This window comes from Chitinophaga eiseniae (assembly GCF_012641265.1).
GTDB classification, from domain to species: Bacteria; Bacteroidota; Bacteroidia; order Chitinophagales; family Chitinophagaceae; genus Chitinophaga; species Chitinophaga eiseniae_A.
The window spans coordinates 1,707,585-1,721,054 of sequence record NZ_JABAHZ010000001.1 but is presented as its reverse complement, the minus strand read 5'-3'; the positions used below and the strand labels follow the sequence as shown (position 1 = coordinate 1,721,054).

Annotated in this window: 12 protein-coding genes; 8 read left to right on the top strand and 4 right to left on the bottom strand. The window is 49.3% G+C overall.

Annotated elements, in window-relative coordinates; all coding sequences use genetic code 11:
* Positions 1 to 157 precede the first annotated feature (157 nt).
* The 5 genes from HGH91_RS06675 (at position 158) to HGH91_RS06655 (ending at position 8,154) form a co-directional block, all read left to right on the top strand.
* Positions 158 to 841 carry a response regulator transcription factor gene (locus tag HGH91_RS06675; protein WP_168737643.1) on the top strand — a complete coding sequence of 228 codons (684 nt, stop codon included), beginning with the start codon at positions 158 to 160 and terminating at the stop codon, positions 839 to 841.
* Positions 838 to 2,157, top strand: a complete 1,320-nt coding sequence (locus tag HGH91_RS06670) for a sensor histidine kinase (RefSeq protein ID WP_168737642.1) — start codon at positions 838 to 840, stop codon at positions 2,155 to 2,157. Before HGH91_RS06675 ends, HGH91_RS06670 begins: the two co-directional genes overlap by 4 nt.
* 121 nt (positions 2,158 to 2,278) lie before the next feature.
* Entirely contained in the window at positions 2,279 to 3,661 is a 1,383-nt protein-coding gene (locus HGH91_RS06665) for a TolC family protein (RefSeq protein ID WP_168737641.1), read from the top strand.
* A gap of 54 nt (positions 3,662 to 3,715) precedes the next feature.
* On the top strand, positions 3,716 to 6,991 hold the full coding sequence (locus tag HGH91_RS06660; protein WP_168737640.1) for an efflux RND transporter permease subunit: 3,276 nt from the start codon (positions 3,716 to 3,718) through the stop codon (positions 6,989 to 6,991).
* 41 nt (positions 6,992 to 7,032) lie between these two features.
* Positions 7,033 to 8,154, top strand: a complete 1,122-nt coding sequence (locus HGH91_RS06655) for an efflux RND transporter periplasmic adaptor subunit (protein WP_168737639.1) — start codon at positions 7,033 to 7,035, stop codon at positions 8,152 to 8,154.
* Positions 8,155 to 8,207: 53 nt separating this feature from the next.
* Here HGH91_RS06655 and HGH91_RS06650 read toward each other — a convergent pair whose 3' ends face one another.
* Positions 8,208 to 9,047, bottom strand: coding sequence for a sugar phosphate isomerase/epimerase family protein (locus HGH91_RS06650; protein ID WP_168737638.1), 840 nt, complete (start codon positions 9,045 to 9,047; stop codon positions 8,208 to 8,210).
* A gap of 133 nt (positions 9,048 to 9,180) precedes the next feature.
* On the opposite strand from HGH91_RS06650, the gene HGH91_RS06645 reads away from it, so the two are divergent.
* The 3 genes from HGH91_RS06645 (at position 9,181) to HGH91_RS06635 (ending at position 11,820) form a co-directional block, all read left to right on the top strand.
* Complete coding sequence (locus HGH91_RS06645; RefSeq protein ID WP_168737637.1) at positions 9,181 to 9,384, top strand: hypothetical protein; 204 nt, start codon at positions 9,181 to 9,183, stop codon at positions 9,382 to 9,384.
* Positions 9,385 to 9,451: 67 nt separating this feature from the next.
* The gene (locus tag HGH91_RS06640) at positions 9,452 to 10,561 is read left to right on the top strand and encodes a helix-turn-helix domain-containing protein (RefSeq protein ID WP_168737636.1); all 1,110 of its coding nucleotides are present in this window, start codon (positions 9,452 to 9,454) and stop codon (positions 10,559 to 10,561) included.
* 77 nt (positions 10,562 to 10,638) lie between these two features.
* Positions 10,639 to 11,820, top strand: coding sequence for a serine hydrolase domain-containing protein (locus tag HGH91_RS06635; RefSeq protein WP_168737635.1), 1,182 nt, complete (start codon positions 10,639 to 10,641; stop codon positions 11,818 to 11,820).
* Between the two features lie 59 nt (positions 11,821 to 11,879).
* On the opposite strand, the gene msrB is transcribed toward HGH91_RS06635, so the two are convergent.
* The 3 genes from msrB to HGH91_RS06620 form a co-directional block, all read right to left on the bottom strand.
* A complete protein-coding gene (msrB, locus tag HGH91_RS06630) occupies positions 11,880 to 12,398 on the bottom strand; it encodes a peptide-methionine (R)-S-oxide reductase MsrB (protein ID WP_168737634.1) in 519 nt (172 codons plus the stop codon).
* A 124-nt stretch (positions 12,399 to 12,522) separates the two neighbouring features.
* Entirely contained in the window at positions 12,523 to 12,906 is a 384-nt protein-coding gene (locus HGH91_RS06625; RefSeq protein WP_168737633.1) for a DUF302 domain-containing protein, read from the bottom strand.
* Positions 12,893 to 13,453, bottom strand: coding sequence for a carboxymuconolactone decarboxylase family protein (locus HGH91_RS06620; RefSeq protein ID WP_168737632.1), 561 nt, complete (start codon positions 13,451 to 13,453; stop codon positions 12,893 to 12,895). Before HGH91_RS06620 ends, HGH91_RS06625 begins: the two co-directional genes overlap by 14 nt.
* Between the last annotated feature and the right edge of the window lie 17 nt (positions 13,454 to 13,470).

The following is a 13,470-nucleotide window of genomic DNA, read 5'->3' as shown; positions in this document are numbered from 1 at the left end:
CAGCAAAGCAGCAAAGGATATGAGAATATAAAGAAGGGAAATATTTTCCTTATATTCTTTCTTTCCTTTGCTGCTTTGCTCCTTTGTCTCTTTGCGTGCCCAAAAACTTCAAAATTGCTTTAAATTTACCCCGCACCTTGCATACAGGTATGTTTTTATGAAAGTATTGATTGTAGAAGACAACAAGGAACTGGCCAGCGGTATATACGATTATCTCAACGGGGAAAAGTATATCTGTGAGCTGGCCTATAACTTTGAGGCGGCCCGGGAAAAGCTTTCCCTTTTTACATACGACTGTATCCTGCTGGATATTATGCTGCCAGACGGTAATGGCCTGGAACTGCTGAAATTTATCCGTCAGGAAAATATCGGTAGCGGCGTACTCATTATTTCGGCCAAAGATGCCCTGGACGATAAGGTAAATGGCCTGGAAGGCGGCGCCGATGACTATGTTACCAAGCCCTTCCATTTGCCGGAACTGCACGCCCGGCTCCGGGCTATCTACCGGCGAAAGAAGCTGGAAGGCAATAACTTAGTAGTTTTCAATGAAATAGTACTAAATACAGATACGGTGGAAGCCATGATCAACAACACCCTGCTGGACGTTACCCGCAAGGAATTCGATCTGTTGTTGTACTTTGTGGTCAATAAGAACCGCGTACTTTCAAGGCAATCTATTGCCGCACATCTGTGGGGCGATTATACGGATAACCTGGCTAATTTCGACTTTGTATATCAACATGTAAAAAACCTGAGAAAGAAGATCAGTGCCGCAGAAGGAGTAGATTACATTGAAACGGTTTATGGCTTAGGCTATAAGTTTAATACGTCGAAGACATGAAATTACTGAATAAAATAACGCTCTGGTTTATCGGTATCGTGTTCCTGGTAACGCCCATTACCATGGTCATCTCCCGTAATAATATCAAAAAACACCTCGACCAGGCGGAAGTAGAGCGCATGAAAGCGGTGAATGACCGCGTGGCCCAGCAACTACGGGCAGGGGAGAAGCCCGACCGCTATACCCATGGCCGGCCTATTGAAATAGCAGCCGTTCCCGGCCCCATCCCGGAAGGAAAGGTGGAAACCAAAAAAGACTACGCCCTGGCAGAAGACCTGGGGCAGAAAGAATGCCGCATTACTGTCAACTCCTGGTACCAGGTAGGTAACCAATATTATAAAATATCTTCCTACAACTATGTAATCCGCTCAGAAGAAATCTTCCGCGGGATGCTGGGCGCCGTAGTATGGAAAATGCTGCTGATGATACTCACGGTGTCGATCACCGCCAGGCTGCTGTCAAGGAAGATATTTTCCCCGCTGCGCCACACCATGAAAGCCATTCACCGCTTCGACCTCAAAAAGAAAAAGAAGCTGCAACTGCCGGAAACCAATACCACCGAATTTAAAGAGCTCAACGCCTTCCTGACTAAGATGACCGACAAGGCCGTGGAAGACTATGCCGCCGTGAAAGAGTTCAGTGAAAATGCGTCGCATGAGCTGCAAACGCCGCTGGCCGTGATCCGCAGTAAGATTGAACTGCTGTCGGAAACCAATATCGACAGCGTACAGGCAGCACTGATCGGTGATATGCAAAACGCGATTGAAAAGTTATCGCATATCAACCGCTCACTCATCCTGCTCACCAAACTGGAAAACCAGGAATTTAAAGTATCTGAAAGCATCAAGTTCTGCCGCGTGGCGAAAGACGTGATGGCCACTTATGAAGACTGGATCACCATGCGGGAAATCAAACTTACTTCCAGCCTGGATAAGAACATACCACTCAGCATTCACCCGGCCCTGGCGGAAATGCTGATCAGCAACCTGTTGAGCAATGCCATCCGCCATAACCGCGACGGGGGACAAATAAATGTACTGCTTACTGCCAGTGAGCTGTGTATCAGTAATACCGGCCTTCCCCCGCAGATACCTACCTGCGAGCTGTTCCAGCGATTTAAGAAAAGTAACCAGAGCGCCGACAGTATAGGGCTGGGACTGGCCATCGTAAAACAGATCTGTGAAGTCAACAACTACACCGTAGTATACGACTACGCCGATGGCTGGCACAGTATCCGGGTAAGTTTTTATGATAAGGAAGGGTTGTCGGTAAATGGCCAGGGAGCCTTATCCGGAACGGATGCAGTGACCGTCTGATATTCCTTCTCACGAAAAAAATCTGAATTCTGTATTTTCCTTCAAGTTTACTTCAAAATGATACAGTCATTTTGTGGTTGGATATCCCTCAGGATGTTTCAACTGTAAAATCTAATCATTCATGTGGAGTAAGAAACATTTGCTGTTGGCAGCAGTGCTGGTATCTTCAGGATACAGTGCCTATGCTCAACAGGTCTTTACCCTTAAACAGGCGATCGATACCGCTATTGCCAACTACGGTACTATCAAAGCCAAAGCCAGCTACACAGCGGCTTCCCGGGAACAGGTATCCCAGGCCCGCCGTGATTACCTGCCCAACCTGAACTTGTCAGCCCAACAGGATTACGGTACTATCAACGGCCAAAATGGTCCTATGTATGGATTTGGCGGTCTCGCGGCAGCTTCGGCGGGTCCGGCACTGGATCATCAGAATTGGAATGCCGCTTTCGGCGCATTATACCTTACTAATATTAACTGGGACTTCTTTGCCTTCGGCAGAGCCAAAGAAAAAGTAAAAACTGCATTAGCGGCCGCTACACAGAACGATAAAGATTGGCAACAGGAGATTTTTAAGCACAAAGTAAAAGTGGCGGCCACTTATTTAAACCTGGTGGCAGCGCAACAACTCACGCGCTCTTACCAGGAAAACCTCGATAGGGCGGATACCATTCGCCGGGTGGTACGCACCCGTGTACTCAACGGTCTCATTGCCGGTGTAGATTCATCGCAGGCCAATGCCGAATATTCCAGCGCAAGAATTGCCCTCACAAAGGCGAAAGATTTTGAACAAACCCAAAGTAATGAGCTGGCGCAACTCCTGGGCATTCCGCCACAGGAATTTACACTGGACACCACTTATATGTCGCGCATCCCGGCCATCCCGTCAGATACCCTTAGCCTGGACAATCACCCAATACTGCAATGGTATAAAAGCCGTATTGCCCTGAGCGATGAACAATCGAAATACGCTAAAACCTTTTACTACCCTGCGTTTACGCTGGTAGGCGTATTGCAGACCAGGGGTTCCGGTTTTGGCGCCGGTTATGTCACCAATCAAAACGATTATTCGCACGGCTACTGGGATGGGGTGAATCCTACCCGCACCAACTACCTGCTGGGATTAGGTGTTACCTGGAACATTACCCAACCTTTCCGCATTTCACGGCAGGTAAGGTCGCAACAACAGATCAGTAAAGGATTACAATACGAATATGAACTGGCCAATCAGCAAATTCACGCACAGCTCGATCTCTCAGATAAGAAAATAAAGAATGCGCTCGACAACTACCGCGAAGTACCGGTGCAGGTGAAAGCCGCTTCTGATGCCTATCTCCAGAAATCGGTATTGTATAAAAACGGGTTAACCAACCTGGTGGACGTTACCCAGGCTTTGTATGTGCTCATCAGGGCAGAAACAGATAAAGATATTGCCTATAGCAACGTATGGCAGGCATTGCTGCTGAAAGCCGCCGCTGCAGGTGATTTTAGCATATTTGAGAATTAACGCTTTCGTTAAACGGACGCCCTTGAGGGCTTTATTTATCAACTTATCATTACCATGAACTTAATCAGTTTTGCATTAAAAAAACCTATTACTATCCTGGTGCTGGTGGCCGGCCTGTTCTTCTTTGGGATAAAAGCGGTGAATACGATTAAGATCGACATCTTCCCAAAGCTGGACATGCCGGTGATCTACGTATCCCATCCTTTCGGCGGATACACGCCCAAGCAGATGGAGTCTTTCTTTGCTAAACAGTACATCAATATATTCCTGTTTGTAAACGGGGTAAAAAGTATCGAAACAAAGAATATCCAGGGCCTTACCCTGATGAAGATCAACTTCTATCCCGGTACCAACATGGCCCAGGCAGCAGCGGAGGTAAGCGCCTTTTCCAACAGGATCCAGGCCATCTTTCCACCGGGCTCCAACCCGCCATTTATTATCCGCTTCGATGCCTCTACTTTGCCGGTAGGACAGCTCGTACTCAGCAGCGATAAGCGCAGCAACAACGAACTGCTCGACCTGGCCAACGTATATGTACGTTCGTCCTTTACGTCTATCCCCGGTTTAATCGGCTCTACGCCTTTCGGGGGTAATATGCGTACGGTCGTTATCAAAGCTGATCCTGAGCTGCTGCGCCAGCACAATATGACGCCTGATCAGCTGGTGGAAGCGCTGCGGCTCAATAACCAGACCGCCCCCTCCGGGAATGTGCGTATCGGCAACAATAACTATATCACACCCGCCAATACCACCATCCGTAATGTAAAGGACTTTGAAAATATACCTTTGTTTAAGGGAGATGTATCTAACCTCTACCTGCGCGACGTAGCTACCGTAGAAGATGGGGCCGACGTCACCGCGGGCTATGCCCTGGTCAATGGCCGTCGCTCAGTATACCTGAGTATCGCCAAAAGTGCCGATGCTTCTACCTGGGAAGTGGTACAGCGACTCAAAAAGGCATTGCCTAAAATGAAGGCGCAGCTGCCGGACGATGTGAACCTGAGTTATGAATTTGATCAATCGACTTATGTGATCAACTCCGTAAAGAGCCTGCTCACAGAAGGTACGATAGGCGCTATTCTTACGGGCCTGATGGTGTTGTTGTTCCTGGGCGACCCCAGGGGCGCGCTGATCGTGATCCTTACCATTCCTACTTCCATTATTTCGGCCGTACTGTTTCTCAATCTCACCGGGCAAACCATTAATATCATGACCCTCAGCGGGCTGGCGCTGGCCATCGGTATCCTGGTAGATGAAAGTACGGTAACGATAGAAAATATCCACCAGCATCTCGATATGGGGAAACCCAAGGCCCTGGCTATCTGGGATGCCTGCCAGGAAATAGCTTTCCCTAAGTTGCTGATCCTGTTCTGTATCCTGGCAGTGTTTGCACCGGCATTTACCATGGGCGGTATTCCTGGCTCCCTGTTCCTGCCACTGGCGCTGGCCATCGGTTTCAGTATGATCATTTCTTACTTCCTGGCGCAAACTTTTGTACCTATCATGGCCAACTGGATCATGAAGGTGAAACATCATAAAAAGGCAGACGGCGGGGAAATGACCGACGCAGAAGAGTTTGCCGCCACAGGATTAGCCGGAGAAAAAGATACCTGGGAGCAGAAGAAAGTATTGGTAGAAAGAGCTGACAGCAATCGCGATGGAAAGATCAGTCGCTTTGAACGCCTGCGCAACCGCTACCTGCGCTTCATTGGCCGGATGATGCCTTACCGCAGGCCTATTGTGATCGGCTACCTGGTGATCGTATGCGGTGTTGTGGTATTGCTGCTGTCGGGCATAGGAAGGGATGTGTTGCCTAAAGTGAACGGCAGCCAATTCCAGGTGAGAATGCGGGTGCCGGATGGTACACGTATTGAGCGCACAGAGGAGCAAACCATGAAACTGCTCGATGGCATCAACAATATCGTCGGGAAGGAAAATGTATCCATCACGTCGGCATATATAGGTATGCACCCGCAACTGTTTTCTACGGCACCCATCTTCCTGTGGATGGCCGGTCCGCACGAAGCAGTATTACAGGTGTCGCTGAACGAACATTATAAAACCAACCTGGAACAGCTGAAAGATAAGATCCGTGAAAAGGCCAGGGCCATTGATCCGCAGATGATGCTGTCGTTTGAGCCGATAGAACTCACCGACAAAATCCTCAGCCAGGGCTCGCCCACACCTATAGAGGTAAGGTTTTCGGGCCGCGACCGTAAATTAGGAGAGCAGTATGCGCAGAAACTGGTCGACCAGCTGAAACAGCTGTCTTACCTTCGCGATGTGCAGTTCGGCCAGTCTATTAAATATCCTTCTATCAATGTAAATATCGACCGTATCCGGGCAGCCCAGCTGGGCGTGGATGTAAGCGATGTAACCCGCTCCCTGATTGCTTCTACCTCTTCTTCCCGTTTAACGGAAAAAAATATCTGGGTAGATGAAAAAGCCGGACTGAGCTATAACGTGCAGGTACAGGTACCGGAAAACAAGATGAACAGCAAAGAGGAGATAGGGGAGATTCCTGTACTGAAAAATGCCTCCAGGCCCGTGCTGAGCGACGTAGCTACGTTGTCGGTCGATACCACCTATGGCGAAGTAGATAACCTGGGCGCTATGCCGATGATGACGGTCACCGCCAATCTGAATAATAAAGATCTCGGCAGTGCCGCTGCCGGCGTAAAACAGGCCATTGCGGCGTTGGGACCATTACCGCGGGGACTGAACGTAGAAATGATTGGGCTCAGTACCACCCTTGGCGATACGCTCGATAGTTTACAGGGCGGATTGATTGTAGCCATTGCAGTGATCTTCCTGATGCTGGCGGCCAATTTCCAGTCGTTCAAAGTATCGGGCATTGTGTTGGCCACCGTGCCTGCCGTGCTGCTGGGCTCCCTCGCATTGCTGATGCTGTGCCGGTCTACCCTCAACCTGCAATCCTACATGGGCATGATCATGTCGGTAGGGGTATCGATTTCCAATGCAGTGTTACTGATCACGAATGCAGAGCAGTTGAGAAAACATAATGGCGATGCTTTGTTATCTGCCACAGAAGCGGCTGCACTGCGTTTACGCCCCATTGTAATGACCGCCATGGCCATGGTGGTAGGTATGATACCGATGGCGAGTGGTATGGGAGAAGCAGGCGATCAGTCATCTCCCCTGGGTAGAGCTGTTATCGGGGGACTCGTAGCCTCTACTTTTGCTGCCTTGTTTATTTTACCGCTGGCATTTGCCTGGGGACAAGGAAAGACCACCACACAAAGCGTATCGCTGCATCCGAGAGATGAAGAAAGTATTCACTACATTCCTTCTGAAGACGATAAGGCATAAAATCAATCATCATTCATCTAATTGCTATTAAAATATAATATATGAACAGCGGTTTCCGTATCTCGATTTCTTTCCTGTTGCTGACAAGTATTGCCGTGGCATTGTACAGCTGCAGTGAATCCGGGGCCAAAGACGAAAAATCCGGCGCTGCTGCAGTGGCGCCGGCTCCTGCATTGTCCGCTTTCTCCCTGGAAAAAGGAGCCATCTCATCTTCTATACGTATTCCCGGGGAGCTGGTGGCCTTCCAGCAGGTGGACCTTTACGCCAAAGTAAACAGCTTTATCAAAAAACTATATGCCGATGTGGGTACGGAGGTGAGCGCCGGCCAGCTGCTGGTGACCATGGAAGCACCTGAAATCAACTCGCAGCTCTCCGGTGCGGAGTCGCGTTTAAAATCGCAGGAAGCGATTTATTTGTCGAGCAAAGCTACCTATGATCGCCTGCTGGAAACCAGCAAAACGCCTGGTACCGTATCGCAGAATGACCTGGACCTGGCTTTTGCCCGTCAGAAATCAGACCTGGCGCAACTCGAGGCTGCCAGGGCTGCTCACCGCGAAGTAGGCGACAACCGCAACTACCTGGAAATACGCGCTCCCTTCAGCGGTGTGATCACCGCACGTAATGTGAGCGCAGGCGCCTATGTAGGCCCTTCCGGTAAAGGCTCCGAAATGCCCATCTTCACTTTACAGGAACAAAAGAAATTGAGATTGGTAGTGAGCGTACCGGAAGCGTATACCAGCTACCTGGATAACCAGAGTGAAGTGAAATTTACCGTGAAATCGCTGACTGGTAAACAGTTTACCGGGAAGGTGATCCGCCTGGCCGGCGCGCTGGATCGCAAGCTCCGCTCCCAGCACATCGAAATAGATGTAGCGAACAACGACAAAGCCCTGTTGCCCGGCATGGTGGCAGAAGTGGCCATCCCGCTCAATGGTAATGGCAACAACTTCCTGGTACCTTCCAGCGCAGTACTCAATTCATCGAAAGGTGTATATGTGATCCGGGTAGAAAACAACAAAACAAAGTGGGTGCCCGTTACCACGGGCCGCAGCGACAATGGTAAAACCGAAGTATTCGGTGATCTGAAAGAAGGCGATACGCTGATTACCACTGCCGGAGAAGAAGTGAGGGATAGCGCCGTAGCTAACGTAAAATTGAAATAGTAGATAGTGATGAATGCAGGGACTGCCTGTTTATACAGGCGGTCCCTTTTTGTTTAGCTATTGAGCGCATGGATCACACCCCGGAAATAGCCCGCCGATTCGGCGATGCCCGGCAGCGGATCACTCATATCTTTTTCATATTCTATACTGCATACACCCTGGTAATTGATTTTATCCAGTGCACCTACCAGCTTTTTAAAATCGATCACGCCTCTGCCAAGTTCAATGGCTTTCCCATCTTTGGCGGCAGCGCTCACATCTTTGATATGCAGGTCGAAGATCCTGTTTTTATACGCCAGTACGGCTTTGTCAGGTGCTTCTCCGGCCCGGGTGGCGTGGCCAATGTCAAGGCAAAGGCCCAGGCGTGGATCCCGGTTTTTGATGAGGTCGTACGCGTTTTTAGGCCCGGGATAGAGCGCATCTTCAGGCCCGTGGTTGTGTACGGCGAGCCGGATATTATAGGTTTTGATTTTCTCTTCCGTATAATCCAGTAAATCGGGGGTAGGTACGCCTACGATCAGCGGAACACCCACCCGCCTGGCATATTCGAAGGCCTCGTCTACCGCCTGCTTCGTTTTCATGTAAATAACGCCTACCGCATATACATGGATGCCGGCAGCGGAAAATTTCCCCAGTACTTCTTTGATCTTTTCTTCACTGCTGTTAAGCGGCAGTTGAATGTCTTTCACCGAAATATTTTTGATATTCACCCGGTTCATGATAGCAATCGCCTGGTCGAGGTTGAATTTGGCAAAGGTATATCCTGCCATGCCTACCGGGAGTTGTGCCTTGTCGCTGCGGCCGGAAACCGCTGCGGTGGCTGCCAGCGGCCCCATAGTGGTAGCAGCCATTCCCAGGGCCGTTTGTAAAAGGAAATTTCTTCTTGTCGACATAAAAATGGTTGTTACGTAGTTTTAGCAAAAGGAATACAGACCGCCTAAGATCTCTAAAATTTTTTATTTTTTCATGATCAATACCATTTTTCGGGATAACTATGCAAGATAGGTTCAGGCACACGTCTGGAATATGGTGTGCCGGAAGGCGCACAACTATGTGCAAAACTCGCTGACTAACGGCAACGACTATATTATCAAGTGTAACAATGGCCTGTCTGTCAAGCTCCGTTCCTGGCTGAGCATTACCGCTGCCATGGTGTATAATAAACTGAATCGTACTGATCGTGAAAACCTGCTGATGACCTATGGGCTCACGGTGGAGAAGTTTTTTTAAGTGCCCGCCCCCTGCATAAAACCATATTTTATCTTATTTTGGTGAATAATGGAAACCACGGAGTTATATGAAGGGCTTATTTCATACCATCATTTTATTGGGAGCAATACAGGGCTTCATCGTCAGTGGAATATTATTTTTCACGGATAAACGGCGTACGGCCAACCGCTTGTTGTCGGCGTTTATTTTTTTGATGGCCATGGCCAGTTTCGCCTTATATGCCTGGGAAACGAATTGGTTTGGCTCCCGCTGGCTGGTCTTCATCGCCAATTTTCTTCCGCTGATCACAGGGATGGGATTTGGCCCGTTGCTTTATTTTTATGTAAAAGCCTTTACAGATCCGGCATTTAAGATGGGCCGCATGGAGCGGTTACAATTCCTGCCCATGCTGATCGACGTAGTACCATCGCTGACCAGCGTTATCTTTGTAACAGGTGTGCTGACAGGCGCGCTCAGGAACAAGCCCGGTCCCTGGGGCATTTTCATCGATACCTATAATGTGTATGCCGATATTCCACGCTGGGCTTCCCTGGCATTTTATACGTTGTTATCATTTCGGTGGCTCGCCGCCAATAAGCCGGTAACCGGCACGGGATGGCTACGGCAGTTGCTATGGGCCATGGCCATATTTGAAGGTATCTGGCTGCTATACCTGGTGCCTTATGTAATACCGCGCTATACAGACCTGGTGCTCGAAAAGTTGGACTGGTACCCAGTTTATATTCCACTAACGATACTGATTTACTGGCTGGGTATAAAAGGATATATTATTTCCCATCAGCAACAAATTGCCACTCCAAAAAATGACACGCCGTTGCCGGCGGCAACCATCGATACGGCCCTGGTACAGCTCACCAAAGCGATGGAAGACGACCGCCTGTACCTGAACACGGAATTGACCTTACAGGTAATGTCGCAACATACGGGAATTCCGCCCAAAACCATATCGGCGGTACTCAACCAGCATCTGCATAAAAATTTTAACGAGTACGTAAACGGCTACCGCGTAGCCCTGTTTAAAGAAAAGGTATTACAGGAGGATGCCGCACAACTGACTTTTGCCGGCATCGCATACGATTGTGGTTTTGCTTCTCCCGCTACTTTTCAACGGGTATTCAAACAACTCACGGGCATGTCGCCCTCCGAGTTTCGAAAAAAGTCGCTGGAAATTTCTTAAATCCTTTGCTCAAATCCGGATATGAGTAGGTGAACAGCCCATAAACAGGGATTTTTACCAGAAAACGAATGATCCGTATGAATGCTTGTCCTGATACGCTCCGGGGGAAAATCGTTCCGCTTTTAGGGATGATCGCTACTTGTTTGTTCGCCTGCCGCACCTCAAAAAACGGTATTGCCACAAAAAAAATTACAGCTGCCGACACCGTATGGCATAGCACCCGGATGGCTGCTTTTGCTGAGCAAGTGGAAACCTTGCGACAACGCTATCATATCCCCGGTCTTTCCGTGGGCATTGTCAACGCCGGGCAGCTGGCCTGGAAGACGGGACTGGGTTACGCCAACATAACTACGAAATCGGTGCCCGATGAAAATACGGTTTACCAGGTAGCTTCCGTCACTAAAACCTTTGGCTCCATTATCCTCCTGCAACAGGTGGAAGCCGGCAAGGTAAGCCTGGACGATCCTATCAGTAAATATGGCATCAACCTGGGAGCCCGCTGGGGAAGTGATCCCCGGATCAAACTGAAACACCTGCTCACGCACACGGCCATGGGTAATACGCTCAATAGCTTTAAACCAGGTTATGTGTTCCGTTACAATGGCGCCTGGTATAACCAGCTGCAAAAACCTATTGAAAAAGCATCGGGGCATACCTTTGGGGAACTGCTGATGCAACAGGTTATCAGGCCGCTGGGTTTAAAGAATACGGTACCTAGCACAGATGATAGCGCCAGCTTTGCTTTAACGGGTTATGATAAAGACAGTTTCCTGCATAAAGTAGCCCGGCCTTATGACTGGAAGCAAGGGCAGTTGGTACCGGTTACTTTCAATTATGGCTTCGGACCAGCGGCAGGTTTGATGAGCACCGTGGCTGATCTGGCGGTTTACTCTACTGCTATTGACCAGGGAAAGTTTCTGGGAGACAGTACCTGGCGGATGGCATTTACGCAGTATGTTACACCAAAGGGTAAAAAGATACAATATGGACTGGGATGGTTTGTAGGTAAGTACAAAGGGGTAAAGGTGGTATGGCATACCGGCTGGTGGACAGGCTATTCGGCATTGTTTGTGAAAGTGCCGGAGAAAGACCTGGCTTTCATTGTGCTGGCTAATTCGCAGGACCTGAGCCGGCCATTTTATCATATCATTAGCCCGATGCCCATGCTGACGATGTTTAATCCCTTCCGGAACAATCTAAACCGGCATATATCCGCGTCCGGTTTCGCGAAGACGTTTTTGGATCTCTTCCTGGATTAAAACAGGGAGTATATTTTTCACGCCAGGAATGCAAAGTGTTCCTGGCGTGAAATGAGATATTAATGTGCTCCCGGGTCCGGCTCAAAATCGAGGGAAATGGAGTTCATGCAAAATCGTTTATGGGTAGGCGGTGGTCCGTCATCGAAGATATGTCCCAGGTGTGAGCCGCAACGTTCGCAAATCACCTCTGTACGTTGCATGCCATAGGAGTTGTCGGCCTTATAAATGACGCTGTTGGCTCTCAGTGGCTCGAAGAAGCTTGGCCAGCCGCAGGAGCTGGCAAATTTAGCATCTGAGCGGAATAACGGATTGCCACAAACGGCGCAATAGTAATTGCCTTTTACATCGCTATCCCAGTATTTCCCCGTAAAGGCGCGTTCGGTAGCAGCCTCTCTCGCCACGGCGTATAATTCCGGCGAAAGTACTTTCTTCCATTCTGCATTGGTGATATGCAGTTTCCGGGTGTCTGTCCGGGAATAAAACGGATTAGGAGCGGCAGGTGGCTGTTTGCTCTCGTTTTGGCTATGACAGGCAATCTGGCTGGCCAGGATCAGTGTGAGCAGAAATAATGTTTTCATCGCTGTTAGGAACTACACGTGAACAAATATGATGATACAAATTTACCGCTTTATCTTCTTATTTGAGCGGCTAGACGGCGATTTACCCATCGCCTGTTTATTAGACGGAGCAAATGAAAAATCCTTACAACAATTCTTTCAATAAGGCTGTTACCCGCTGCGATAATTCGCTGCCCAGCGTTTCCAGGCCGCTATAGTCCTGCAACTGCAGTACCGGGTCGCTGTAGGTCACCGCGGTGCTGTGGTCGTCTACTTCCCGCAATACCAGCTTTAAGGGCACTTCTATGACGGCGTTTGGATCGGCTTGCAACAATTGCTGCATGTAGGCCGGGTGGAAAAAAAGCAGTTGCCGGATAGGGCCAATTACGATCTGGTGACTGGCTAATATGGCCTGTGGATTGATCTCGTGCAGGAGCAGGAAGCCATTGTTAACGATGGCTTTCCTGGCGGCAGTCAATACCTGCTCAAACGGCTGGTCAATGACGGTGTTGATTTTATCTGTTTTCATAGCTGTTGGCATTTGCGGGAGTAACTAAGGGCCAGTCTACTTCAGTACCGGCTACTACGTTGAGGTAGTTGGTGAAAATATTACGTACTACGTTGGCAATGATTTCCAGTATTTCGCCGTCGGTATAACCGGCATTGCGCAGCGGCGTCACATCAGTGGTGGACAAATCGCCGGGGTTGGCCAATAGTTTTTGGGTGAATGCCATACCGGCAGCCACTTTTGGATCGGTAGCCGTCAGTGCCCGGGCTTCCCGGATGTCGGCTTCCGACAATCCTGCTTTGGCGCCGGTAAAACTGTGGGCCGACAGGCAATAGGTACAGCCATTATATTCCGCTGAAGCAATGGCAATCCTTTCTGCCATTGGGGCGCCCAGGCTGCCTTTGCGCAGGGAGTTGCTGAATTGGGTATAGGCTTCCAGTACGGCAGGGGAGTGTGCCATCACGCTATACATGTTGGGAATGCGGCCCAGTTGGCGGTTTACCTGTTCTAATACACGGGTGGCTTCATGGTTGGCTTCACTCAGTGGAAGCGCGGTAATAGTGCTCATAGTATTTGTGTTTTATT